We start from the raw sequence: 24,160 nt of genomic DNA, 5'->3' as shown, positions 1-24,160 counted from the left end.
ATTGCTCTATAATTCGAATTTCGTCACATTCAGCCAACCTATAACATGGACACACCGGAATTGAGCATCCCATCATTGAACAGCCCGGAGCTGTACATCAATAGAGAACAAAGTTTATTGGAATTTAACAGTCGCGTTTTGGCCCAGGCGTTAGATGAAAATCTGCCGTTATTGGAGCGTCTGAATTATTTATGTATTTCCTGTTCCAATCTGGATGAGTTTTACGAAGTTCGTGTTGCCAGCTTGATACAAATGGCGGAAATGGACTCCACGGCTATCAGTGTCGACGGTTTGAGCATTCAGGAGCAATTTGAAAAAATCTCCGGCAAAGCCCATGAACTGGTTGCCGAGCAGTACCGGGTTTTAAATGAAGTATTGATTCCCACGCTGGAAACGCAAAATATCCGTTTTTTAAAGCGGGATAGTTGGAGTGATATACAAAAAGCTTGGCTGGAAAAATATTTCAATGAAGAACTACTGCCTATCCTAACGCCGGTGGGGCTCGATTCCGCGCATCCCTTTCCGCGTATATTGAATAAAAGTTTAAATTTCATTATTTCGCTGACAGGCAAGGACGCTTTCGGCCGAAACAGCGGACGCGCGGTGTTGCAAGCGCCGCGGGCTTTGCCGCGCATCGTACAGATTCCAGTCAGCGAAACCGATAGCGGCCCATACGATTTTGTCTTTTTGTCTTCCATCATTCATGAATTCGTTTTCGAGTTATTCAACGGAATGACAGTCAAAGGCTGCTATCAATTCCGGGTGACACGGAACAGCGACTTTTTTGTGGATGACGATGCTATCGACGATTTGATGCTGGCGGTGGAGGGCGAACTCGCCATGCGTAACTACGGCGATGAAGTACGGCTGGAGATTGACGCTAACTGTCCTGAAGAGACCGTCAGTTTTCTGTTGGCCCGCTTCGAACTAACTCCGGAGCGGTTATTTCTGGCCAATGGCCCGGTCAATCTGAGCCGTATTCAAGCTATTTACAGCATGGTTGATCGTCCCGATCTAAAATTCATGCCGTTTAAACCCGGCTTGCCGATTGCGCTAAAAAAATATAAAGATATTTTTGCCTGCATCAGAAGACAGGATATTTTATTGCACCATCCTTACGAATCCTTCACTCCGGTGGTGGACTTCGTCCGGCAGGCTGCCGCTGACCCGGATGTATTGGCGATTAAACAAACGTTATATCGCACCGGTGTCGACTCACCTATCGTGGCGGCATTGATCAAGGCGGCGCGCGCGGGCAAGGAGGTGACCGTGGTGATTGAATTGCGAGCCCGCTTTGACGAAAAGGACAATATCGGTCTGGCCGCCAAGTTACAAGAGGCGGCGGCGCATGTAGTGTATGGCGTCGTGGGTTATAAAACGCATGCCAAAATGTGCATGGTGCTGCGCAAGGAAGGTAACACCTTCCGTAATTACGTACATTTAGGCACAGGTAACTATCATCCCAAAACCGCGCGTTTATATACCGATTACGGTTTGTTTACCTGCGAAAAAGAATTGAGCGAAGATGTGCGCCGAGTCTTCATGCAGCTCACCAGCCTCGGTAAAGTAAGCAAACTTAACAAGTTGCTGCAATCGCCCTTTACCTTGCACGCCGGTTTGATGAAAATGATAGATCGCGAAATCGATCATGCCAAAAAAGGCAAACCAGCCAAAATCATCATCAAAGTGAATGCCGTTGTTGAGGAGCAGGCTATTCAGGCCTTATACCGCGCATCGCAAGCGGGTGTGGAAATCAAGTTGATCATCCGTGGCATATGCTGTTTGCGGCCGGGCATCCCCGGTGTCTCTGAAAATATTGAAGTCCGCTCCATTGTGGGCCGATTTTTAGAGCATACGCGTATATACGCGTTCATGAACAACGGCGATTGGGCGATTTATGCCTCCAGCGCGGATTTAATGAACCGTAACTTGTTCCGAAGAGTGGAAGTCTGTTTCCCGCTGGAAGATAAAAAAGTCAGCGGCAGGGTTTTAAACGATTTGCATGCCAATCTGAAAGATAATTCACAAGCGTGGTTGTTGCAGAGCAATGGTCAATACTCCCGGGCAAAACCCGGCGATGAGCCACTGTATCAGGTGCAGATGGAATTATTGAAGTCCTTTGCCCAGTAAACAGCCATGACTAACACTAAACAACTCAGGCAAGTGGTTTTGGATACCGAAACCACCGGCATCAACCCTAAAGAGGGCCACAAAATCATTGAGATTGGCTGTGTGGAGCTGATTAATCGGCGACTCACGCAAAACCGTTTTCATGTCTATTTGAATCCGGATCGGGAAATCGATGCCGGTGCGATTGAAGTTCACGGCATTACCAACGAATTCCTAAAAGACAAATCCCGTTTTGCGGACGTAGTCGAAGACTTTATGCGCTTTACCCGCGGCGCCGAACTGATTATCCATAATGCGCCCTTTGACGTGGGTTTTTTAAATCACGAGCTTGGGCAACTGCCAAATGAAACCCGTTCGGTAGAAAGCAATAGTACGGTATTTGATACGTTGGCTTATGCACGCAAGAAGCACCCGGGGGCCCGAAATAGTCTGGATGCTCTATGTAAACGCTATGGCATAGATAATAGCCACAGGGACCTGCACGGTGCTTTATTGGATGCGGAAATCCTGGCCGACGTATATTTAATTATGACCGGTGGTCAGGCATCGTTACTGGATGAAAGCGAGGAGGTGCAAAATACAGATCAGCCACGGCTTGTGGGCTTGTCCACCGACCGCCCCCGGTTGAAGGTGATTGCCTGCACGGCAGACGAGTTAACCAGCCATCAACAGCGCTTGGAAAAAATCGCCAAGGTCAGTGGCAATTGTCTCTGGTTTCAGGAACAGCCTTCCAAAACCTAGTTGAAAATCGACTCAAATGAATAGCCTGTATCTTCCAGAATTTCTTTTAGGCGTTTCAGTCCATCCATCTGAATCTGTCTAACCCGCTCGCGGGTAACACCCAATTCCATGGCCACTTGTTCCAATGTGGCACTTTCAAAACCACACAAACCGTAACGCCGGCAAATCACTTCGCGTTGTTTGTCGGCAAGTTGGTAGACCCATTGTGTCACATTGGTTTGAATCAGATTGTCTTGCAGAATTTCAGCCGGCGAGCGGCTTTCTTCTTCGGAAATTGTTTCCAGTAAAGGCTTGTCGAATTCCTTTCCATAGGACACATCGACCGATGTTACCCGCTCATTGAGCTTCAACATTTTATTAACGGTTTTGACCGGCTTATCCAAATGCTTGGCAATATCGTCCGCGGTGGGTTCATGGTCCAACTGTTGGGCCAGATTCCGTTGGGCCTTCAGATAAACATTCATTTCCTTGACGATGTGTATCGGTAGGCGAATAGTGCGGGTTTGGTTCATGATGGCCCGCTCGATGGTCTGTCTGATCCACCATGTGGCGTAGGTTGAAAAACGGAAGCCGCGTTCCGGATCGAATTTTTCCACCGCTCTGATCAAACCCAAATTACCTTCTTCAATCAAGTCCAGCAGGGGTAAGCCTCGATTCAGATAGCGGCGGGAAATTTTTACCACCAACCGTAAATTACTTTCTATCATGATTTTGCGGGCTTCCGGATCACCCGCCAGCGCGCGTTTGCCGTAGATTTTTTCTTCGTCCGCGGTGAGAAGCTGGGATTTACTGAGTTCGTTTAGATAGGCGCGAGTAGCGTCAAAGTTGCTTTCATTCTGCGAATCGCTGATATCGGCATCCGTAAACTTCAGTTGTTCCGGGGCATCCAAGTCAGGATTATCATCGTCGATATCATCAAAAGATATGATGTCGGGAATATCCATTTCCAACTCTTTGCTTATATCAATCGCTTCTTCCATCATGACTCATCTCCAGTTTTGAGGCTTAAGTTTAATTGGCATTCATGCTGGTAAAAAACACGCCGGATCGCCATTTATATTAGATATATCGCCCATGTCTCGACATTCTTTACTTGCTGCGATCATAGCCAAACCGCAACTCGATATACATCAAGCCGTTTTCAATAAGTTTGACCGTCAATAGGTGCAACAAAAACTTCCTAACCTGTGCCATTTCAACAACACCACGATTATCTGAATTGCGTTTTAGCATACCGCTATTCATCATTGAGTGCCAGTATAACTTTAAATTAATTTTGTTATCAATTGATTTTGTTCACATATTTGAAAAATTTTAACGCACAAAAAAAGTGCGTTTTTTGTTGTTAAAAAACTACGATCCAGACTAAGCGATTGTTTTAATTAATAAAACAGGCGCTTGCTCCGGCTTTGAATCAAGCATGCGCCAACAAGATTTTTTTCGCCAAATTAATTTGCGCCGCCAGATAATCGGAACCACCCCGATCGGGATGTAGCTTAGAAATTAATTTACGATGCGCATCAATAATATCTTTTTCGCTAGCGCCGGATTTTAAGCCTAATATTTCTAAAGCTTCGGCTTTGCTCATGCCGCCACGGGAAGGCCGATAAGCGTTTTGCTGATTCTGATGTTCCTCGCCGCCACCGAAAATTTGCCATAACCGGTGCAGCTGCGGAGCATAATGTAAGATCACGGGCATTAATCGAACCGCGAATGCGATCGCCACACCCAGAGCGGCGAATAACACATTCAGTTTCCCAGTGCCTACCAGCAGCAAAAGCAGTAAAATGGCTAATAGCCATCCAACTTTTTTAATCTGTCTACCCACTTCTTCAGCAGGTGTTTTTTGAAACCAGCGAATAGTCCAATAAATCGCTATCACCGGCACTAACAGCAATAAGATGCGTATCACCTTTACTCCACCACCCGCAAAATCAATCTCATAATACCTTAGAATAACCGTTCATTCACTTTCACTCCGCCTGTCGATGACTTATCCGCCGATTTTAGGTTTTGCTGCTTTCAGCGGAACCGGTAAAACCCGTTTGCTGACACGACTGATACCGTTGCTGAAACAGCGCGGATTGAACATTGGTGTGATTAAACATAGCCATCACGATTTCGAAATCGATTATCCGGGTAAAGATAGCTATCAGCTGCGCGCTTCCGGTGCAACACCTGTCATGATCGTATCGCCATACCGCAGTGCGTTGATTACGGAATTTTATCCGCACCGCGAAATCAGTTTAAAGGAGCAACTCGCGAAATTTCCCATGGCAGGACTGGATTTGATTCTAGTCGAGGGGTTTCGGCATGAGCATTTTACCAAAATAGAATTACATCGACCCAGCCTAGGCAAGGAACTTCTATACCTTAATGATGCCGATATTATTGCCATTGCCAGCGATCAGCCACTCGGCACACCGGATTATCTACCTTGTTTGGATTTGAATAATCCGCTGGCGATCGCCGATTATATTTTTCATTATTTTTTTTGAACAGCTGAAATGACCGCTATTTGTTATCCCAAAACCGCAAAATTGCTTTCCGTAGCGCAAGCGCAACAAAATATTCGCCTGGCCGTACACAGCATAGATGAGCAAGAATGCGTTCCTCTGTCGAGTGCTTTCGGCCGCGTATTGGCCGAGAGCGTTTATTCGCCAATCGATATACCGCCACAGCGCAATGCCGCGATGGATGGATATGCCTTTTCCAGTGCCGATATTACTGCGGGTCATGCGTTTTCCTTGCGTGTAGTGGGTACCTCCTGGGCAGGAAAACCGTACTCCCACAACGTTGAAAAAAATCAATGTGTGCGAATTTATACCGGAGCCGTGCTGCCGGAATTTGCCGATAGTGTAATCGCTCAAGAGCAAGTTAGCAGATACGGTGACACTGTAGGCTTTCCTGAAGACAGCAAACCCTATAAAAACATCAGAGCCGCGGGTAGCGATGTGACTCAGGGTGAAGTGCTAGTCAGCGCACCCCAAAAATTAACAGCCAGAGATTTGGGTTTGCTGGCAGCGGCAGGTGTCGCTGAGGTGACGGTAAAACGGCGATTAAAAATCGGCTTTTTCTCCACCGGCGATGAATTAACAGGCTTGGAGAACACATTACTGCCCGGGCAAATATATGACAGTAATCGTTACCTGTTGGCTGGATTATTGATCGATCCCAATTACTTAATAACCGACTTGGGGGTAATTAAGGACGACCCTCGCTTACTGGAACAAACCTTAGTGTCTGCTGCCGGATGTTTTGATGCACTGATTTCCACCGGCGGCGCATCGGTCGGTGATGCCGATTTTGTAAAACAAACCCTGCAAAAATGCGGGCAGGTTAATTTCTGGAAGTTGGCTATTAAACCCGGCAAACCGCTGACATTCGGCCGTATCAACCATTGCTGGTTTTTCGGCCTGCCCGGCAATCCGATAGCCGTTCTGGTCACCTACCGACAATTCGTCGAACCGGCGCTGCGGCAAATGGCTGGCACTTTACCCACAACGCCGCTGCAATTAAAGGCCCGCTGCGAAACCGAGCTGCGCAAATCGCCGGGCCGCCAGGAATATCAACGCGGCATTCTCAAGCAAACGGCTCCCGGAGCGTTTACTGTAAAACCGGCGGGGCAACAAGATTCTCATCAACTTAAAGTCGCCAGTTTGGCGAATTGCTTTATCGTGCTCGATGACGACTGCAGCGGCGTGTCAGCCGGCGATATGGTAACCGTTGAGCCTTTTGAGGTATACATCTCCAGCTAATTAGCGTTTGCGGCTTATCGATCGTCAAAAATTAAACCGGGTGGATAATTGCACCCGCTGCAATTCGCCATTTTGCCCGTTGACCAATTCGCGATTGGCATAAATGTATTCCAGTCCGATCGTGGTCTGCAGGAAAGGGCTCCACAGCAAGTTGGCATGTACCGATTGAGCCTGATGATTCGCATTGCCGGCAAAACCCGGTTGATCGGCCCCGGCAAAGCCATATGCAACCGTGGAACGCCAAGCCTTGTCCCACCAATACTGGTAAGCAAGCATGCTACTGTAACCGACGAGGGTATCGAATTCTCCTGAGCCGTTAACAGTCCCATCCGCAAAGAAATTATTGACCGCATAACGGCCGAAGGCGTCACCGTAACCGAGCATAAACCGAATGTTATCGGAACCGAAAGTATTGATTTTTCCAGCCAGATTGACCGCGCCGCCCCATACTGTCTTTTCAACATTCAGTTCAGTGGGTCTAATCAGCAATTGCCTACCCATGGCAGCCAGCGAGATATTTCCCCAATCTGGATTAAGGTTAAGCCGCGCCACCAGATCAGGATAATGACTAGCGCTGAGCGTGGTCATGGTCTGATTTCGCGCGTCCCAGACACGGCTTCTTGGCGCTTCGGCCGCCAATTGCCACTCCATGGCTAAACCATCGAATGAAAATGGTTGGGTCCAACGAATTTGGGGCTGACGTAATGTCAACAGAGAGCCAACTGAGTTACTGTTATCCAAGGTATCGGCTATTGCCTGACTATTTAAAAACGTACTCCAGGTTTGCCCGGCCAGTAGATTACCTAATGAGCCATAGGCATGCCTTAAACGTGGCGTGTAGGTATATGCTGCAGAATCGCCAAACAAGTCGAACTCCAGATAAGTGGTCATGTCGCCCCATTGGCTGGGAGTCAGCGCCTTAATCCAAAAGCGGCTTTCCTTGGCATGCATGCTGATTTGATCGCTTTCACCGGCTGGTGTTGTGCCTACCGGTATTTCAGCCACTTCCAAGCGTTGATTACCTAATTTATCGTTGCCCACGCTACTGCTACTAAAAAGCGTATCCAGTTTGACATAACCGCCGAAGCCAATCGAGGTGGCCGTACCGGGTATTTTTAGAGCACCTTTGATGTCGCCGGCGGATACCGCGGCTTTGGTATTGCCGTTGGCCGCGGATTGCATGACTGGTATCCTGTCGGGTTGCGGTTGAGTAGTCGCAGCGTCGGTAGCGGAAAGCTGTTGCTCTGCTGTTGAACGGATCAGCTTTTGTTCTAAATCATCGATACGGGCATTGGATTTCGCTATTTGCGATTGTAATGCCTTGACTTGGTCAGTCAGTTGCACGACTAATTCACGTAGATCTTGTTCGGCACATGCCTTGTTCGGTAAGCCGCCCGCTAGCAGTATCGCGAGAAGAATCGAATAGCGAATGATCATGAAAAACGGCTCAGAATTGACGAAATAAGGTGTGGCAAGCCGCGCAGGTTGATTTCATCTCATGTAAAGTTGCTGGGATGGCATTAAACGCATCATGCTCGGCTTGAGTCTTTAACAACGTTGCATATTGGCTTAACTTATCAGCCAAGCCGCGAAAGGCATTTTCTTCATCCGTAGTCAAATTTAAATGCGGTATTTTATTTACTAAATGACCCGCGGTATTCTGCAAAGTAATTGCGGTAGCTATAATTTGTCGGGTATATTTTCCACGTACTACATCCATTTCATGTTCGGTCATAAACCGCTCCAACATCAAGCCGTTCATCCTGTCCATTAATTCCCGTAGCTCTTGATCTTGAATGGCGTGTAACGCCGGTCGATCACTAGTGCGGCTGTCTTTGAATTCATCTTGCGAAAGTGATGCGGAGCAACTGCAGATAAAATTGACAACCAGGATGGCAGGAACAATTCGGTTCATGAGGTTAGACATACCCGGCAACGGCTGACATATACCAGCAAGTGAAACGGCTTGAGATAAGTGAACTATTTCAATCAATGCCGAAGATGGTTTATATTTCCCAAAAGGAATTATCTTCAAAATAAAACAGCTCGGATTCAGGCTTGGGTTGAACTATTAACTCATTTAAAGGCATGGGTTTATGAATAAAATATCCTTGGCCATAATCAACCCCTATTTCCTTAAGAATCTGTTTAATTTCGGCGGACTCGACGTATTCCGCAATAGTCTTTAAGTTTAAAGAATGTGCAATCTCGTTCATGGATTTAACTATGGCCAAGTCTGCTTTATTATTTGTCAGGTCTTTCACAAACATGCCGTCAATTTTAAGAAAATCGACATTCAAATTTTTTAAATAAGCATAAGAAGAGTAACCGGAACCAAAATCGTCTAAAGAAAATTTACAACCAAATTCTTTAATCGCCTTGATAAACTTTTTGGTAAAAATCAGGTTTTCGGACGCAACGGTTTCGGTGATCTCGAAAACCAATTTCTCAAGCGGAAACTCGGAAGCGGATAAAAGCGCCTGTAGAAATTGCAAAAATTCTTCACTATTTAAAGACTCTCCGGACAAGTTAATGGAAAAACCATCCATGTTATCGAAACTTTGTCTATTACTGTCAATCCAGTCAAACACTGTATTGATTACCCACTTATCGATTTCATGCATCCTTTTACTACGCTCCACCGCAGGTATAAAATGATCTGGCGGTATGATATTGCCATCCTCATCTTTTATGCCGAGTAAAATTTCATAATGTACGTGGTTATCTTGAAGCGGATCTATCGTGGCGATCATCTGGCAACGAGCAAACAGCCTATCCTCGGAAAAAACGGTGTCAATTCGGCCTATCCACTCGAGCAACTTGTTTTGATATTTTAAATTCTCATTATCGCCCTCAAACACTAGCACAGCATTTTGACCGGAATGCCCGGCGGATAAGCTCGCGGAATCGGCTTGTTGAAGTAATTGGTTAATATCGAGACAGTTATTTTCGAATGGGGCTAGACCCATGCCAAGGGTAATGGGGAAGCTTTTTTCCTGCCATTTAAAATGGGAATCGCTAACCAGTTTTATTACCTGCATTGATAAATCAAAGGCTTCATCGGCCTGGCAGTTTTTATACAAAATTGCAAAAGAGTTATCGGCCAACCTAGCAAACAGATCGGAAGTTCTGAGTTGCGCAGATATTAGTTGCGCAATATTTTTCAACATCTGTGTACTGCCCGTAACGCCGCAAATATTTGTTAGTACTCGAAAATCCAATATATCAACGTGACATAGCATATGCTGAGTATTACCGAGTTTCGGTAATTCATTTTTTAGTTGCTTAATAAATTCATCGCGCGTCATTAAATTGGTGTCAGGATCATGCGTAGCATTAAAGACAAATTTGTCATGCATACCTTGCAGCATTGAATTAGTGGTTCGCTCGGTGAGCGGCACATCCAAATTGTCGGTTTTTTCCGCACAACCTTGTCGAAAAAGCGTTACTAATTCATTTCTATCAAACTGTAGGCTTTTTAGCCCTTCAGTATCCACAAATACATAAATGAGCGGAATATCACCAATCCATATCAGTTTCATGGGCTCGAATAAGCCATCGTCATGCTTTATTTTTAACCATTCGCCGACGGTTAATTGATCTATCAATAACTCCCAGTGATTATTCGCCTCATCCTGCAAACGGATATCATCCAACTTTTGTTTTGCAATTTTAATGGTTTGAACGGATTTTCGAACCTTGGGGCTACCGACACCTAATAAAAGTGCGGTCAGTTCTTCAATCACTTGCTTACGTTCAAAAACAGGCGTGCCAGTTGAACTCAACTGGTCTTCGATAAATGTAATAGTTGTTTGTATGCTGCTGGTCTGAATTTTCAGCACCGAGTCTTGCTCAAAAAGCCAAAACATTAAATCATCGATAACATTTAAATAATCAGCTTTTTTGCCGCTTAATTTTTCTTTATTTAATTCTGCCAAAACCAGTAAATCTTGCCAGCCGGCATCCAGCAACATCGGGATCACGGTCGGCACTGCGCGACCTGAAATACGCTTATCGACTTCATCCTGAATAACCTGCCTCGCCATAGCTAGTTTCTGTTGCCCTTCGTGAATATCAATGACATGCTTAATTCTTGAATCTATTGGTTTTTTTACCTGCTTTGTAAATGTATTTAATTTTTTGTCAATTTCTAATAGGACATTTGGATTAGTGGAGGCTTCCTGCGCAATCCGTGTGGTAATTTTATGCAAAAACTCTTTGATTACGTCCTTTTTAGCGGACCTATTACTTTTCATGGCTTGGTCCAAAATGGCCAGCTGGTTAAGTATATTTTTGACAGGATGGGAATCCGCTTGTAAAAACTCGTTGCCTTGTAAGGGTAAAGCTATCAAGGGTAAGTATATACTTTCCAGATAAGGTAATATTTCTTCCGAAATATTAGGGTCCTTGAATAAAGTATCAAAAAAACTTCCGTAAATATCCAAACGATTGCTATCGTCATGGGAAAGTACCTTGGGCTTATTGATAAGTTTGCTTAAATTTTGTTGAATGCTGTCTTTCAGTTGCGCATAGTCATGATGAACAACTTTCGCGGCGGGGTCATGCTGTAATTTGGAAATAGCTGCCGTGATTTCCGCTTCATCATAAAAATCGACCGGCTGAGAAAAAACATGTTCCGCACTATCTTGCTGCTCGGGTTTGGAAGCTCCCGTATCGGGTGAATCGACGTCATTTAAAAGATCAAGCAATTTGCCGGCAATATAGGTTAACGGTTGGCTTTGATGGCTTTCTATCTTGTAATCGCCTTGTAATACCGGAACCTTATGCGAGTCTAGAAAAAAATCCTGCCCCTGCTCGGAGCGCGTGATTTTTGAAGTTTTGTGCGGATCAAAGGCCGCTTCGCCGAGGTTCTTTTCGGCGGATTTGACTGGAGCTAAAAATCCACCGGCTTGTTGATAAAATTCAGGTAGTGATTCTAACAAAGTGTTACCGAAACCAATATAGAGTACCTTATTGATTTTATTGTCTAATTTAAATTGTAGAATAATTTCTCTGAAGCAATCACAAAGTACCGCGGGACTAATCGGATTGTTAATAGTTGTTTTAGAGCGACCCAATATTCTACTTAATTCACGAGTCACTTGATTTATCGAGTCTTCAAAGTGATTGGTCAGCTTTCTTATAATTGCCGACATATTCAACCAGTCTTCAAAATCTTCTTTTTCGACTAGAGAAAGGGTTCTATCGAAATGTGTAATGTCTTCTTTTTTTTGGTTGTGCTCGGTAATCCAATCTATTTGATCAATAACAGAGTGGCAAAATTCGCTAGTAATCGTTTCGATGTTCAACTTTAATGTAGTGACCAAATCATCTAATTCCGAGCGATTGGTAAAATAATCGGAATGTACATTAGCCCTTTTCAAGTTTTCGCCGAGGGCTTCAAAAAAGTCGGTCACTAACGTGGACAAATGCTCAACCAAGCTTTGCTTCAAAAACAGTTTGAAGGATTCATAGTCGAAAGGCTTATGGTCGTTATCTGAACCCTTGAAAATGTCCTCGCCTTGAATTGTTTGTGCCTTTAGGGCATCGAAGGCGGCAAGCGGCATGTTATCGATCATAACCCCAACACCATCCGGGGAGTGGTGCATCAATTGAGCATCGATTTCGAATGCTTGCTTTCCAAAATCGGCTGGAACCGCGAACTGAATTTTGACGTGTTTGGGTAACGGCGTTTCAAGACTGGCTTGGTTGATTCTTAAAAACAGTCCGTGCGAACAAAAATCCAGGATTATGCAATCAAAGCGCTCCGATTGGCTCACTAGGAGCACAGCGTCCAGTTCTATTGCATAGCGAATATGTCTACGCTGTTTGGTTTTTTTGCTATTGAGTTGCATTCCCGGATAAATCTCAGAGTCGATAACAGAAGAAAAGCAAATACTGATAATAGCTCAACTAGGAAAACCTTTGTTGTAAGCGTAAGTTCGGATAGAGCACAGCATTAACTGCGCGTTTCCAAAGACGAAACGCGCAGTTAAAAAACCTGCCGTAACTTAAAATTGCTCGCTGATGGAACGTTAGGTAATAAGTTGATCCGGCAACGATACTAACATTAAAAATGCATCGCGGGTATTGAAGAGTATTACCTCCCAACCAGTTCAGCTAAATAACCGTTTTTTCGTGCCAGGTATTCGTCCACAAATGCCTGCATAGGTAAGGCTTCGTAGGCACGCAGACCGCTGACAGCCAGTTTTTTAAACCCAGACCCAACAACTTCATCGCCGGACTTGATCTGAAAATGCAGATAAGCTGTGGCGCGTTTGCCGTTAACTTCCATTTTCGGCTCCAACATCTTGAGACTGGGGTTTTGCACATCCAGTTTCTGCATGCGCAACGTCATGCTTTCGTAGATCACTAAAGGGCGATCTATATTGAACATGACGTTTTCTTTTTCAAGTAAAGGCACCAGCACGTATGGGAAATTTTGCCCCGAAAATGCCACATAATCCCGTATCAATGTTTCGATCATGGCATGATCGTGACTGACTTTACCGGATCGCTCAATCCGCAGGTAGGTTTTGCCTTGATTGTCGGTAACTTCAATCTGCTCGGCATTGCTATCCGGAAAGTTCAATAAAACACCGTCGCCCACCATGCCGGAAAAAATAAAATGCATCTGTTCGCTAAGACCGTACTTTTCCAGAACCAGCGAAAATAATAAATCACCAGGTACGCAAAATCGCTTGGCATCCACGTCGTGCAGCGGGTTGAAATCGTGGGCAATTTCTTTAGCAAACATACTGGCCTGTTGAGCGGCGATACGAATGCTGCTGTCGTGAGTATCGTAAAATTCTTTCAAAAACATGATTATTATTATTTTTTTTTAATAACGTGGGACAGTGGGATCGCAGCTAACAGACCAGGCATCGATACCGCCCTTAAGGTTGTAGAGCTGGTTAAACCCGTATTGCTCTAAGAACAAACAAGCCTGCTGACTGCGCATGCCGTGATGGCAAACCACCACAATATCTTGTTCGCTATTCAGCTCCGGCATCCTTTCCGGAATTTGGTTTAATGGAATATGTATGCTGCCGTCAATATGGGCAAAAGCATATTCATTGGGTTCACGTACATCAAGAAGCAGAAATGTGTCTCCCTTTTGCAAGCGTTCCTGTAGGTACTGAACAGTACATTGTGTTATCGGCATATAAATCGTTCCAATCTGGTTAAAGCGGCGGCCATTCTATCCATAGATGCGGTATATGCAAAACGGATATGTTTATCCGCCAAATATTCTCCAAAATCCCGGCCCGGCGTCACGGCCACCCCCTCCTGTTCCAATAAAAGCCGGGCAAATTCGAAACTGTTATCCGTAAAGGCACTGCAATCAGCATAAATATAAAATGCGCCTTCGGGCTTGCAGGTGATTTTGAAGCCCAATCTCAATAAATTTTCGTATAAAAAATCACGTCTGGCTTTAAATTCCAATCTACGCCGCTCAAGTTCGGCCATATTTTCGTCGGTAAACGAGGCCAGTGCCGCGTATTGCGAATGCGTGGGCGTGGATATGAAGATATTCTGCGCTAATTTCTCTGCGGCCTCGACAAAATCATCCGGCACCACCAACCAGCCGACGCGCCAGCCAGTCATACCGAAGAATTTGGAAAAACTATTAATCACGAAGGTATCGTCGCTGTAGGCTAATGCGCTCATGGCTGGCTGGTCGTAAATCAAGCCGTGGTAAATTTCATCGGAATAGAAACACCCACCCAACTCATGCACTTTGTCTATGGCAAGTCTTAACTCGTCGCCCCCCAACAAGGTTCCGGTTGGGTTGGAGGGCGACGCCACAAATACGCCTTTACTGCTTGGGCACCAATTTTCACCAATCAGATCGGCAGTAAGTTGATAATTGCTACCCGAATCGACATTGATAAAGTGGGTGTGGCCATTAAAAAGGCGCACAAAGTTATCGTTACAGGGATAACACGGGTCGGCCATCATGACTTGTTCGCCTGGATTCAAACTGATTCCGAATGCCAACAAGAAGGCACCCGAAGCCCCCGGCGTAACAAATATTCGAGCTGGGTCGAGTTGAACGCCGTATTGCCGACGATAATGTTCAGCTATACTGCCGCGCAATTCGGGCAGACCGGCCGCGGCGGTATATTTAACTTCACCTGTTTTCAGTAAGGCGCGGCCCGCATCGATCACACCCTGTGGGGTTGGAAAATCCGGCTCACCGATTTCCATGTGAATAATATCCCTACCTTCCCGCTCCAATTGCTTGGCGCGTTGTAATAATTCCATGACATAAAATGCAGAAATACCCTGCATTCTGTCCGCGACTTGTTGTTTCATAGTGGCTTTACCAATGGGCTATTGCGCGGGCATGATAACAAACTTCTTGCTTGCCCTTGCCCATTCTGATAAAAAGCCCCGATTTTTTTAAAAGATAGCCAGGAGTCAATGGATGAATAGTTCCACGTTAGAATTCACCTTCAAACCTTATCAAGAGACTGAAGGTGAAGAATACATGAACGAGGCCCAGTTACAGCATTTCACCAATATCCTGAACAACTGGAAATCCGAGTTGATGGAAGAGGTGGATCGTACTGTGCATCATATGCAAGATGATGCGGCCAACTTTCCCGATCCTAATGACCGAGCCACTCAGGAGTCGGAGTTTAGCCTGGAGTTGCGCACCCGTGATCGTGAGCGAAAGCTGATCAAGAAAATTGAAGAATCGCTTAAAAACATTGAATCCGGGGACTACGGTTATTGCGAAACCTGTGGCGTGGAAATCGGTATTCGCCGTCTGGAAGCACGCCCAACGGCAACCTTGTGTATCGACTGCAAAACCCTGGATGAAATCAGGGAAAAACAAATGGGTTAACCCTGGCGCAACTCCCCCCCTCCTATATCGGCCGGTTTGCGCCTTCGCCTACCGGCCCGCTTCATTTAGGCTCGCTCTACACGGCACTGGCCAGTTATCTGGATGCTCGTCGGCACCAGGGGCAATGGCTGCTGCGTATCGACGACTTGGATACCCCGCGCAATGTGCCTGGAGCCGGCGATGCCATTTTACGATGTCTAAACCGGTTTCAGTTACACTACGATGGCGCCGTGTATTACCAAAGCCAGCAATTGGAAAGCTATGCCGAAGCCTTTGCGAGATTACGCCAACAGCAATGGCTCTATGCTTGCCGTTGCAGCCGCAAGAGCTTAGCCGGTATATCGGTTTATCCCGGGCATTGCAGGGAAGCCGGCTTTCCTCTAACCGGTTCGTCGGCTTGGCGGTTGCGAGTAACAGATTTATCGATAGGCTTTTACGACACACTGCAAGGCTGGATCAATGAAAATCCAGCTCTCGAACATGGCGACTTCATCGTGCGCCGTAAAGACGGTATTGTGGCCTATCAATTTGCAGTGGTGATAGACGACTTTCGGCAACGGGTCAATCGCGTGGTGCGCGGTGTCGATCTGCTCGACTCGACAATTAAACAACTTTATTTACAAACCCTATTGGACTATCCGGAACCGCGTTACATGCACCTGCCGGTGCTCGTCGACTCACATGGCAACAAACTGAGCAAGCAAACCCTGGCCGCACCGGTTGACGCTAATCACCCGTCTGATACATTGTTCCTATTATTGCAACTGCTGCGGCAAGAGCCGCCATTATCCTTGCGTAAGGCACCCGTTAATGAACAACTAGCCTGGGCCATCGCGCACTGGAGCCCCAAAACGCTGAAAAAAATACCTATTATTCATGCGCCGGAATAAGATGGTTGCGAGGCCATCCTACTCAGCCATAATGCATTCATGCAACTTAACTAGGTAAACAAAGCGCCGACCCATCTATAATATCGCAAAGAGATATTGCCAATAACGCCAAATCCCCTAAAGAACATCAACTTAAAGCCCCAACGATGACAGTAGAATTTATAATTTATTTCGCCGTGCAGTGCCTTGGAACCGGTGCAACCCTGTTCCTTGCCTACCGTTCATTTCAAAAACGCCGAATACAGCTAGGCGACGCCCCCACGTTACCTCAGTATTTCAGTCGCAGGAGCGCTTACTGGAGCGGAATAGCGCTATATTGCGCGCTGATGGTTTGCATTTATTGGCTGCTGACTTGGCAGTGGCTGTCCTTGGAACCGCTATTTACGCTGATCGTCAGCAACCTGCGTTCCAGCGAATGGCTGGATCTGCTACAAGGTCTGGACGGCGGCACCTTGATTCCGCTCATCGTTGCGGGTTTGTTCCTGTTCTTTATCGACTGGGAAAACCGCTTAAACCCCTTGCTGATACTTAGAGACAGCGTTCACGACGCATTCGCCATTCCGACCAAAGCCGCGCAAGTCTATAATGCACTGATGGCATCGAGGCTATCGGCGGTGGACGATCACATTAAGGCGCAAATTGCCGATCGCTTATTGGTGCAAAGCATCGATTCCGGTGACTTCGACAAATCCGGGGCCACGGTCGAATATAAATGGGCTCACAATTGCCTGTTATTCGATCGGATACAACATTATGCGGACCAGTCGTCTTATCGACGCTTTTTCAACGAGCCTTCGCTGAAATGGGGGGAAATCTGCATTACCTACAATGCGATGTCTGAGAAGGTCGCCATATGGAAAGACGCGGAACCGCACTACACCAAGACAGTGCTGCTGATCAAGGATCTGGACGCCCTGACTGGGCTGCTTTGTCGCCTGCTCGCCTCGCTGATCGTGTTCGGCAGTGCCAGTGAGAATGAAATGTGGGACACCGTCAAGCAACTCGGCGGTAAAGTGCATGAGTCCCATTTAAAGCACACTTACAAATATGTGCTGATATTTACCGCGGTTACTACCCTCGGCGTCATACTCGGTCGGGAAATTTCAGTGGCACTGCACAACTCTATCCTTTTCCCGGATAAACCGCTGCCGCATTTTAGCTATACCACATTACGCTGGATTGCCTATGCCATACCGATGTATGTGCTGCCGATAGCTTTGGTGTTTGTTGCCCGGGCGTTTACCTTTAGACAACAGCACGAGCAATCGGACCGCTACTATGGATTTTACATGGCCATGATGATCATGGGAGCCATAGTAAGCACTACCACGGCGACAGTGGTGCTGGAAGTGACTTTTTATCATAGAGAGCACTTCGAGTTCCTGAGCAGCTTTATCCAACACATTCGCTGGGGCATTCTGCCGGCGCTTATCAGCGGTTATGTCGCCTATCGCATGGATACGCCGATCGCCGAAGCCGAAGCACCGGTTAAGTTATTGCTGTCCGGCGTCTTGCGGTTTCTCGGCTGGGGAGCCGTAGCGGTGATATTTATGTTGTACGCCACCGACGATTTGCCTGTAGAGGTTTCCAACCTGCGCTTCATTCTGGTCGGCACCGCCTTCTTTGTGATCGGGCTATTGGCGGCATTCGCCTGTTTCAAGACCACGCGCTCTTAACGCGATGCTTGCTCAAAAATCGATACCGATTCGAAAATTTTACATTTGCTGCAGGGGCCGGTATTTGGTGGTTGAATTTATTGGATTGAGTTACGCTTAACCGCACGAAAACGCTGTCGGTGAGTCCCGAGCCGACAGCTCGATAAAAAGAACCGGAACAGGACCCAAGGACTTAGCATGTCAGAACATCACATTTATCCAGTCAAACCCGAAATTGCCGCCATGGCGCATGTCGATGCGGATAGCTATCAACGCCTGTATCAACAATCGCTAACCGATCCCGAAGGCTTTTGGGCCGAGCAAGCCCGGCAATTTCTGGACTGGGAACAACCCTGGCAACAGGTGATGAAATGCGATTTTCAAACAGGCGAGATACATTGGTTCATGGGCGGTAAACTGAATGTCAGCGTCAACTGCCTGGATAGACACCTGGATACACGCGGCGACCAAGTAGCGATCATATGGGAAGGCGATCACCCGGATTATGATGACAAACTGACCTATCGCCAGTTACACAGCGAAGTCTGCAAATTCGCCAACGTCCTGAAAGCCCATGGCGTCAAAAAAGGCGACCGGGTGTGTATTTATCTGCCCATGATCAGCGAGGCGGCGGTGGTTATTTTGGCTTGTACCCGGATAGGCGCGGTGCATTCCATCGTGTTTGGCGGTTTTTCGGCGGACGCCTTGCGCGACCGAATCCTGGATGCCGATTGCAGACATTTGATTTGTGCGGACGAAAGCTTTCGGGGCGGCAAAATCGTCCCCGCCAAAATCAATGCCGATAAAGCGGCCGCGCAATGCCCTAACTTATCGACCGTCATCGTCATCAAACACACCGGCCACGCTATTCCATGGACCGAAGGCCGCGACGTCTGTTATCGCGAAGCCATGGCCCAGGCTTCCGCCGATTGCCCGCCGGAAATGATGGATGCGGAAGATCCGTTATTTATCCTGTATACCTCCGGCTCCACGGGTCAACCCAAAGGCGTGTTGCACACCACAGGCGGTTACCTGCTGTACGCAGCCATGACCCACAAATATGTGTTCGACTATCACGACGGCGACATTATTGGTGTACCGCCGACATCGGCTGGATTACCGGCCATTCCTATGTGCTTTACGGCCCTTTATGTAACGGCGCCACTACCTTGATGTTCGAAGGCGTCCCCACCTTCCCGGCCGCCGATCGATTTTGGCAGGTAGTCGATAAGCACCAGGTCAATATTTTTTATACGGCGCCGACCGCGATCCGCTCACTGATGGCGCAAGGCGATGATTATGTAACCCGCACCGATCGCGGCAGCCTGCGCATCTTAGGCAGCGTTGGTGAGCCGATTAACCCGGAAGCCTGGGAATGGTATTACCATGTGGTTGGCGAGGCGCGTTGCCCTATTGTCGACACTTGGTGGCAAACCGAAACCGGAGGGATTCTGATCACGCCGTTGCCGGGCGCTACCGAGTTAAAACCCGGGTCGGCTGCATTACCGTTTTTTGGCATCAAACCGGCGCTGGTGGATAATGATGGCCATCTTCTGGAAGGCGTGGCCGAAGGCAATTTAGTCATCACCGATTCATGGCCGGGACAAATGCGCTCGATTTACGGCGACCACGAACGTTTCATCGAAACCTATTTTAAAAAATTCCCCGGCCTTTACTTCGCCGGCGACGGCGCCCGGCGCGACGAACACGGTTATTACTGGATTACCGGTCGGGTGGATGATGTAATCAACGTCTCCGGCCATCGGCTGGGTACCGCGGAAATTGAAAGCGCCCTGGTTTTACATCACGACGTGGCTGAAGCCGCCGTGGTGGGTTTTCCGCATGCGATTAAAGGCCAAGGTATTTACGCTTATGTGACGTTAAATGCCGGCGTCCAACCAAGCGACGAATTAAAAAGACAACTAAAGGAATTGGTTAAGGAAGAGATCAGCGCCATTGCTCTGCCGGATTTCATTCAATGGGCGCCCGGCTTGCCGAAAACTCGCTCCGGTAAAATCATGCGGCGCATTTTGCGCAAAATTGCCGCCAACGACATCAGTCGCTTAGGCGACACCTCCACCCTGGCCGACCCGGCGGTGGTGGACGATCTACTGGCGCAACGCGCCCAGCAATAAACCGCGTGCGCATCTTCCTGGCTTACCTGGGTGTGGTGCTGATATGGTCCACAACGCCGTTAGCGATCAAATGGAGTTCGGTGGATGTCAGCTATGTGTTTGGTGTCACCGCTCGCATGAGCATAGGCGCAGTCTGCTTATTTTTATTGATGTTGCTGGCCCGCCAGCCGTTAAAGCTAACTCGCAAAGCGCTGCAAACCTATTTGGCGGTTGCCTTACAGCTCTATCTGAGCATGCTGATCACTTACTGGGGCGCCCAATTCATTCCCTCGGGCTGGGTGTCTGTGATATTCGGTTTAAGCCCGTTTATGACCGCATTTTTGGCGGCGGCCTTTTTAAACGAACGCAGCTTAGGCATTGGCAAGCTGATTTCCTACATCATGGGGGTAATCGGCTTGTTGGTGATGTTCAACTCCGCGTGGGACATAAACGCGCTGGCCATACAGGGCATGATTGCCATGCTGATAGCTACTTTTTTATATTCGGTCAGCTCGGTATGGGTAAAACAGATTCACGCCCAGCTGCCCGCCTTGACGCAAATCAGCGGCGGCATGTTGTTTGCCCTACCCGCTTATTTAGTCACCTGGTATTGGCTGGATGACGCCGCCTTACCGGATATCCTGTCCAAACAAACCCAATTAGCTATTCTGTATCTGGGCATGATTGCCACGCCCATCGGCTTTGCGTTGTTCTACTATTTGCTGCTCTATATGCCGGCTACCTCGGTTGCCATGATTACCTTAGTAACGCCGATCTTTTCGTTGGTTCTCGGTTACTTCGTTAACCAAGAACCATTGACGCTGAAAATCGCACTCGGCACCGGTATGATTTTATTGGCCTTGGCGATTCATGCCTTTACTGACCGCCGCCGGAATCAAACGTGATAACCCAACCCCTATTCCCGGCACTTTTCATCGGCGTCGGAATGAATTCCGGCTAAGCCGTGGGCCAAACTCTCTTTCGACAGCAAATCGGATAACTTCGCCCCATCCAATACCTGTAAAAATTGTCCCACCGCACGCCCCAACAACCCCGTTAATCCGCAGTTAGGCTGGAATACGCACTGGCCTTGTTTGCTTGGATTGAAACACTCGGCCATTTGAAAATGACCTTCCAATTCTCTGACTACACTACCCACGCTGATTTGGTCCGCCGGGCTGGCCAGACGGATGCCGCCGCCTTTACCGCGCACGGTACGTACAAAACCTTTTAACCCCAGGTTGTGCACCACCTTAACCAAATGATTTTTGGAAATAGCAAAAAACTCTGCCAGTTCGTTGATGGTAACCAGTCTGTCCGGGTGTAAAGTCAAATAAATTAAAACCCGTAATCCGTAATCCGTGTGCGCGGTCAGCTGCATAAGTTAATTGTTGTTTAATAATGTATTTGAAATAAATCTTTAGAGGTTTTACACTTTATCCATAGCCTGCATGTAAGATGCCTGTTTATTATAAACGTTCCCTTTTATCGGTAAATTCTAATGTTGGTTGAACCCGTAGCTCTATCCGATTTTTTCCTGAGTTTTTTTAGCGCTGCAATGATTATTTTGACTGCAGTCGTGTATACGGCTCTTTATACCTGGGCCAAAATTAAAACCCATACAGGGTTTTACCTGGGAGCATGGCTTGCCTATGCGACTTTATTGATCTGCGTCGGCATTTTCAGCGTCGTTAATCATTTTACCGGTTACTGGCTGTTGTTGTCGCTAACCATGGCGGTGGGATATGCCTTTATGCCCCAATTTATCTGGCGGCTGTGCGTAGCGACCCACGCCGACGAATCCGAACATTCTCATCAATCTGGAGGTCATCATGACTGAGCAAGTCCCGCGCTGGGCATCCGAAACGTTCTGGAAAAAAACAGCTATCTGGGTGACCGGCGGCTCCTTTGTGTTGCTGGTGATTTTGACCTTCGATTCCATGTCCCAAATCACAGCCGGCGGCTCCCGCGTGCAGGCTTACAGCGTCATCAACAAAGATGTTAGTTACCGCTTCGATAAAGCCAAACAGCGTTATCAGCCGGTCATCGGTGGCGATGCGCCTTTATTCGGCAAACTGTTGAGCGAAGAGGAAGCCGAAAAACTGGTCGATCATGGTAAAAAAACCGTACAGGCTAAAAACTGTATGAACTGCCACACTATATTGGGTAACGGCGCTTATTACGCGCCGGATTTGACCAAAGCCTGGCTGGATCAGGGCTGGGGTGCCAAAGCATCGCGGGAGGAGCTGATGATTAACTTCCTGCTCGATCCGGAAAAAAACGCCCGCACCTTCGGTTCCAATCGCAAGATGCCCAACCTGGACATCACCAAGCCGGAAGCGGAAGCCATCGTGGCATTCTTAAAATGGATGTCCACTATCGATACCAACGGGTTTCCGCACAATTTTACAGCCATCGGCGAAGAGGACTAATAGATGACGCTACAAGCCTATCAAGAAAAAGCCGCCGTTTGCGTGGCCGGTTGCAAACAACGTTATGCCGCTTTACAGGCTAATCCGTATCTTAGCGGCGGGCAAAAATTGGCGGTGCATTACTTTACCGTAGCCATGGTGCTGTTCATGGCGCAATTGCTATTCGGTTTACTGGCCGGGTTGCAGTTTATTTTTCCGAGTTTTCTGTACGAAATCCTGGATTTCAACGTCAACCGCATGGTGCATATCAATGCCATGGTCGTGTGGATGTTGTATGGTTTCATCGGCTCGGTGTACTGGTTTCTGGAAGAGGAAAGCGGTGTGCCCATCGTCGGCCTGAAATGGGGACAACTGGCATTCTGGGTGTTGACCGGCGCGGTCAGCATCGTGGTGCTGGTGTATTTGCTGATTCAGATCGGCAGCGGTGACGACACCTCATTATGGTTGATCAACGAAGGCCGTGAGTATATCGAAGCCCCGCGCTGGGCCGATATCGGCATTGTGGTTGTCATACTGATATTCTTTTACAACGTCGCGGCCACCTTCTCGGCCGGTAAATGGTCGGGTATTGCCGGGGTGTTGACGCTGGATTTGGTGGCGTTGGCCGGCTTATACACGGCGGGGATGTTCTACGTCACCAACATCAGTATCGATCAATATTGGTGGTGGTGGGTAATTCACTTATGGGTGGAGGCCACCTGGGAAGTGCTGGTCGGCTGCATCATGGCTTGGAGTTTGATGAAATTGTTGGGCGTGCGCCGGCAAGTGGTGCAGACTTGGCTATATATCGAAGTGGCCTTGATGTTCGGTTCCGGTATCTTGGGTTTGGGGCATCACTATTTCTGGATCGGCACACCTGAATATTGGTTTACCATCGGAGGTTTTTTCTCGGCGCTCGAACCGATTCCTTTGGTCGCCATGGTAGTGCATTCGATTTACGACTCGGGTGTGCATCGCTTTAAAAACAGCAACCATCCGGCCTTGGCCTGGGTGATCGCCCACGCTTTCGGCAACTTTTTAGGCGCGGGCGTTTGGGGATTTATGCATACCCTGCCGCAGATCAATCTATACACGCACGGCACGCAATGGTCGGCCTCGCATGGTCATTTGGCATTTTTCGGTGCCTACGCCACTATCAACATTGCCTTCTTTTATCTCGCCGTGCAACAAGCTCGCGGCAACGTCTGGATGGGCAGCGAGTTAATTAACGGCTGGCGCTGGAAAACCGCCGCGATACTTTTGAATTTGGGCGTATTGGGAATGACGGTAGCATTGTTGATTGCCGGTTACGAACAATCGTTTATCGAACGTGCCGTGGAAGGTTCGACCTGGGCCGGCTATTTCGCCGCACAGAACCATCCTTGGTTTATGCAAGCCATGATTTGGCGCATGGTATTCGGATTGATGACCGCCGTGGGCGGCGGCTTACTGTTTTGGGATTTGCTGGAAATCGGCAAGGGAGAGGATAGGCCGGCTGCTGTGATTGGAGACGCAGCAACCGCGGAATAACTATTTTTACCAGTTGAAACGGCTGGATGGATTGCCAAAACAGCCCATCCAGGTCAGGAAAAGTGCTTACTTGAAAT

The 24,160-nt window shown here is 47.6% G+C and carries 21 protein-coding genes and 1 pseudogene; 12 read left to right on the top strand and 10 right to left on the bottom strand.

Translation table 11 applies throughout. The features are described from left to right. Positions 1-45: 45 nt before the first annotated feature. Both ppk1 and dnaQ read left to right on the top strand, forming a co-directional pair. Positions 46-2,130 carry a polyphosphate kinase 1 gene (ppk1, locus tag M0R33_RS12215; RefSeq protein WP_292569245.1) on the top strand — a complete coding sequence of 695 codons (2,085 nt, stop codon included), beginning with the start codon at positions 46-48 and terminating at the stop codon, positions 2,128-2,130. A 6-nt stretch (positions 2,131-2,136) separates the two neighbouring features. Then, a complete protein-coding gene (dnaQ, locus tag M0R33_RS12210; RefSeq protein ID WP_292569243.1) occupies positions 2,137-2,871 on the top strand; it encodes a DNA polymerase III subunit epsilon in 735 nt (244 codons plus the stop codon). On the opposite strand, the gene rpoS is transcribed toward dnaQ, so the two are convergent. The 3 genes from rpoS to M0R33_RS12195 form a co-directional block, all read right to left on the bottom strand. Beyond that, on the bottom strand, positions 2,868-3,854 hold the full coding sequence (gene rpoS / locus M0R33_RS12205; protein WP_292569240.1) for an RNA polymerase sigma factor RpoS: 987 nt from the start codon (positions 3,852-3,854) through the stop codon (positions 2,868-2,870). The two genes, dnaQ and rpoS, sit on opposite strands and share 4 nt — an antisense overlap. Positions 3,855-3,960: 106 nt before the next feature. Further along, the gene (locus M0R33_RS12200) at positions 3,961-4,119 is read right to left on the bottom strand and encodes a hypothetical protein (protein WP_292569237.1); all 159 of its coding nucleotides are present in this window, start codon (positions 4,117-4,119) and stop codon (positions 3,961-3,963) included. A gap of 166 nt (positions 4,120-4,285) precedes the next feature. After that, a complete protein-coding gene (locus M0R33_RS12195; RefSeq protein ID WP_292569234.1) occupies positions 4,286-4,783 on the bottom strand; it encodes a DnaJ domain-containing protein in 498 nt (165 codons plus the stop codon). Positions 4,784-4,859: 76 nt separating this feature from the next. Here M0R33_RS12195 and mobB point away from each other — a divergent pair, with 76 nt between their 5' ends. Then, positions 4,860-5,369: a molybdopterin-guanine dinucleotide biosynthesis protein B gene (gene mobB / locus M0R33_RS12190; RefSeq protein ID WP_292569231.1), complete on the top strand. Its 510-nt coding sequence runs from the start codon at positions 4,860-4,862 to the stop codon at positions 5,367-5,369. 9 nt (positions 5,370-5,378) lie between these two features. Then, complete coding sequence (gene glp / locus M0R33_RS12185) at positions 5,379-6,629, top strand: gephyrin-like molybdotransferase Glp (protein WP_292569228.1); 1,251 nt, start codon at positions 5,379-5,381, stop codon at positions 6,627-6,629. A 24-nt stretch (positions 6,630-6,653) separates the two neighbouring features. Here glp and M0R33_RS12180 read toward each other — a convergent pair whose 3' ends face one another. From M0R33_RS12180 to M0R33_RS12155, 6 genes are all read right to left on the bottom strand, one after another. Beyond that, positions 6,654-8,066 carry a DcaP family trimeric outer membrane transporter gene (locus M0R33_RS12180; protein WP_292569225.1) on the bottom strand — a complete coding sequence of 471 codons (1,413 nt, stop codon included), beginning with the start codon at positions 8,064-8,066 and terminating at the stop codon, positions 6,654-6,656. A 10-nt stretch (positions 8,067-8,076) separates the two neighbouring features. Then, complete coding sequence (locus M0R33_RS12175; protein ID WP_292569222.1) at positions 8,077-8,664, bottom strand: hypothetical protein; 588 nt, start codon at positions 8,662-8,664, stop codon at positions 8,077-8,079. Further along, positions 8,636-12,484, bottom strand: a complete 3,849-nt coding sequence (locus M0R33_RS12170; protein ID WP_292569219.1) for a DUF1631 family protein — start codon at positions 12,482-12,484, stop codon at positions 8,636-8,638. The genes M0R33_RS12175 and M0R33_RS12170 overlap by 29 nt, the downstream gene beginning before the upstream one ends. Before the next feature lie 245 nt (positions 12,485-12,729). Continuing rightward, the gene (locus tag M0R33_RS12165; RefSeq protein ID WP_292569216.1) at positions 12,730-13,452 is read right to left on the bottom strand and encodes a DUF3581 domain-containing protein; all 723 of its coding nucleotides are present in this window, start codon (positions 13,450-13,452) and stop codon (positions 12,730-12,732) included. Positions 13,453-13,470: 18 nt separating this feature from the next. Further along, positions 13,471-13,794: a rhodanese-like domain-containing protein gene (locus tag M0R33_RS12160; protein ID WP_292569213.1), complete on the bottom strand. Its 324-nt coding sequence runs from the start codon at positions 13,792-13,794 to the stop codon at positions 13,471-13,473. Next, positions 13,785-14,948, bottom strand: coding sequence for an aminotransferase class I/II-fold pyridoxal phosphate-dependent enzyme (locus M0R33_RS12155; RefSeq protein ID WP_292569210.1), 1,164 nt, complete (start codon positions 14,946-14,948; stop codon positions 13,785-13,787). Before M0R33_RS12155 ends, M0R33_RS12160 begins: the two co-directional genes overlap by 10 nt. Positions 14,949-15,060: 112 nt before the next feature. Between M0R33_RS12155 and dksA the strand changes: the two genes are divergently transcribed. The 5 genes and pseudogenes from dksA to M0R33_RS12130 all read left to right on the top strand — a co-directional run bounded on the left by dksA (position 15,061) and on the right by M0R33_RS12130 (position 21,047). Continuing rightward, positions 15,061-15,483 (top strand): RNA polymerase-binding protein DksA, encoded by a 423-nt coding sequence (dksA, locus tag M0R33_RS12150; RefSeq protein ID WP_292569207.1) that lies wholly within the window; start codon positions 15,061-15,063, stop codon positions 15,481-15,483. A gap of 2 nt (positions 15,484-15,485) precedes the next feature. After that, the gene (gene gluQRS / locus M0R33_RS12145; RefSeq protein ID WP_292569459.1) at positions 15,486-16,373 is read left to right on the top strand and encodes a tRNA glutamyl-Q(34) synthetase GluQRS; all 888 of its coding nucleotides are present in this window, start codon (positions 15,486-15,488) and stop codon (positions 16,371-16,373) included. 146 nt (positions 16,374-16,519) lie between these two features. Then, on the top strand, positions 16,520-18,049 hold the full coding sequence (locus M0R33_RS12140) for a hypothetical protein (RefSeq protein ID WP_292569205.1): 1,530 nt from the start codon (positions 16,520-16,522) through the stop codon (positions 18,047-18,049). A gap of 177 nt (positions 18,050-18,226) precedes the next feature. Further along, positions 18,227-20,163 (top strand): annotated as a pseudogene (acs, locus tag M0R33_RS12135) (acetate--CoA ligase). A 5-nt stretch (positions 20,164-20,168) separates the two neighbouring features. Then, positions 20,169-21,047 (top strand): DMT family transporter, encoded by an 879-nt coding sequence (locus tag M0R33_RS12130; protein ID WP_292569203.1) that lies wholly within the window; start codon positions 20,169-20,171, stop codon positions 21,045-21,047. An 11-nt stretch (positions 21,048-21,058) separates the two neighbouring features. Here M0R33_RS12130 and M0R33_RS12125 read toward each other — a convergent pair whose 3' ends face one another. Further along, the gene (locus M0R33_RS12125) at positions 21,059-21,523 is read right to left on the bottom strand and encodes an Rrf2 family transcriptional regulator (protein WP_292569200.1); all 465 of its coding nucleotides are present in this window, start codon (positions 21,521-21,523) and stop codon (positions 21,059-21,061) included. 120 nt (positions 21,524-21,643) lie between these two features. Here M0R33_RS12125 and M0R33_RS12120 point away from each other — a divergent pair, with 120 nt between their 5' ends. The 3 genes from M0R33_RS12120 to M0R33_RS12110 are packed head-to-tail and all read left to right on the top strand — an operon-like array spanning position 21,644 to position 24,083. Next, positions 21,644-21,982, top strand: coding sequence for a hypothetical protein (locus M0R33_RS12120; RefSeq protein WP_292569197.1), 339 nt, complete (start codon positions 21,644-21,646; stop codon positions 21,980-21,982). Continuing rightward, positions 21,975-22,574: a cytochrome c gene (locus M0R33_RS12115; RefSeq protein ID WP_292569195.1), complete on the top strand. Its 600-nt coding sequence runs from the start codon at positions 21,975-21,977 to the stop codon at positions 22,572-22,574. Before M0R33_RS12120 ends, M0R33_RS12115 begins: the two co-directional genes overlap by 8 nt. 3 nt (positions 22,575-22,577) lie before the next feature. Next, the gene (locus M0R33_RS12110) at positions 22,578-24,083 is read left to right on the top strand and encodes a cbb3-type cytochrome c oxidase subunit I (RefSeq protein WP_292569192.1); all 1,506 of its coding nucleotides are present in this window, start codon (positions 22,578-22,580) and stop codon (positions 24,081-24,083) included. Positions 24,084-24,160: the final 77 nt, after the last annotated feature.

It is taken from the genome of Methylomonas sp., assembly GCF_023228165.1.
In the GTDB taxonomy this organism is placed as follows: domain Bacteria; phylum Pseudomonadota; class Gammaproteobacteria; order Methylococcales; family Methylomonadaceae; genus Methylomonas.
Note: the sequence above shows the minus strand (reverse complement) of the source record. Positions and strands in the feature narration are given on the sequence as shown.

Excerpts from the sequence above, each read along its gene's own strand:
- M0R33_RS12170 (WP_292569219.1), bottom strand. The coding sequence starts at position 12,484 with ATGCAACTCAATAGCAAAAAAACCAAACAGCGTAGACATATTCGCTAT.
- glp (WP_292569228.1), top strand. The coding sequence starts at position 5,379 with ATGACCGCTATTTGTTATCCCAAAACCGCAAAATTGCTTTCCGTAGCG.
- ppk1 (WP_292569245.1), top strand. The coding sequence starts at position 46 with ATGGACACACCGGAATTGAGCATCCCATCATTGAACAGCCCGGAGCTG.
- M0R33_RS12110 (WP_292569192.1), top strand. The coding sequence starts at position 22,578 with ATGACGCTACAAGCCTATCAAGAAAAAGCCGCCGTTTGCGTGGCCGGT.
- M0R33_RS12125 (WP_292569200.1), bottom strand. The coding sequence starts at position 21,523 with ATGCAGCTGACCGCGCACACGGATTACGGATTACGGGTTTTAATTTAT.
- M0R33_RS12180 (WP_292569225.1), bottom strand. The coding sequence starts at position 8,066 with ATGATCATTCGCTATTCGATTCTTCTCGCGATACTGCTAGCGGGCGGC.
- mobB (WP_292569231.1), top strand. The coding sequence starts at position 4,860 with ATGACTTATCCGCCGATTTTAGGTTTTGCTGCTTTCAGCGGAACCGGT.
- dnaQ (WP_292569243.1), top strand. The coding sequence starts at position 2,137 with ATGACTAACACTAAACAACTCAGGCAAGTGGTTTTGGATACCGAAACC.
- dksA (WP_292569207.1), top strand. The coding sequence starts at position 15,061 with ATGAATAGTTCCACGTTAGAATTCACCTTCAAACCTTATCAAGAGACT.
- rpoS (WP_292569240.1), bottom strand. The coding sequence starts at position 3,854 with ATGATGGAAGAAGCGATTGATATAAGCAAAGAGTTGGAAATGGATATT.
- M0R33_RS12155 (WP_292569210.1), bottom strand. The coding sequence starts at position 14,948 with ATGAAACAACAAGTCGCGGACAGAATGCAGGGTATTTCTGCATTTTAT.
- M0R33_RS12165 (WP_292569216.1), bottom strand. The coding sequence starts at position 13,452 with ATGTTTTTGAAAGAATTTTACGATACTCACGACAGCAGCATTCGTATC.
- M0R33_RS12140 (WP_292569205.1), top strand. The coding sequence starts at position 16,520 with ATGACAGTAGAATTTATAATTTATTTCGCCGTGCAGTGCCTTGGAACC.
- M0R33_RS12115 (WP_292569195.1), top strand. The coding sequence starts at position 21,975 with ATGACTGAGCAAGTCCCGCGCTGGGCATCCGAAACGTTCTGGAAAAAA.
- M0R33_RS12120 (WP_292569197.1), top strand. The coding sequence starts at position 21,644 with ATGTTGGTTGAACCCGTAGCTCTATCCGATTTTTTCCTGAGTTTTTTT.
- M0R33_RS12160 (WP_292569213.1), bottom strand. The coding sequence starts at position 13,794 with ATGCCGATAACACAATGTACTGTTCAGTACCTACAGGAACGCTTGCAA.
- M0R33_RS12200 (WP_292569237.1), bottom strand. The coding sequence starts at position 4,119 with ATGATGAATAGCGGTATGCTAAAACGCAATTCAGATAATCGTGGTGTT.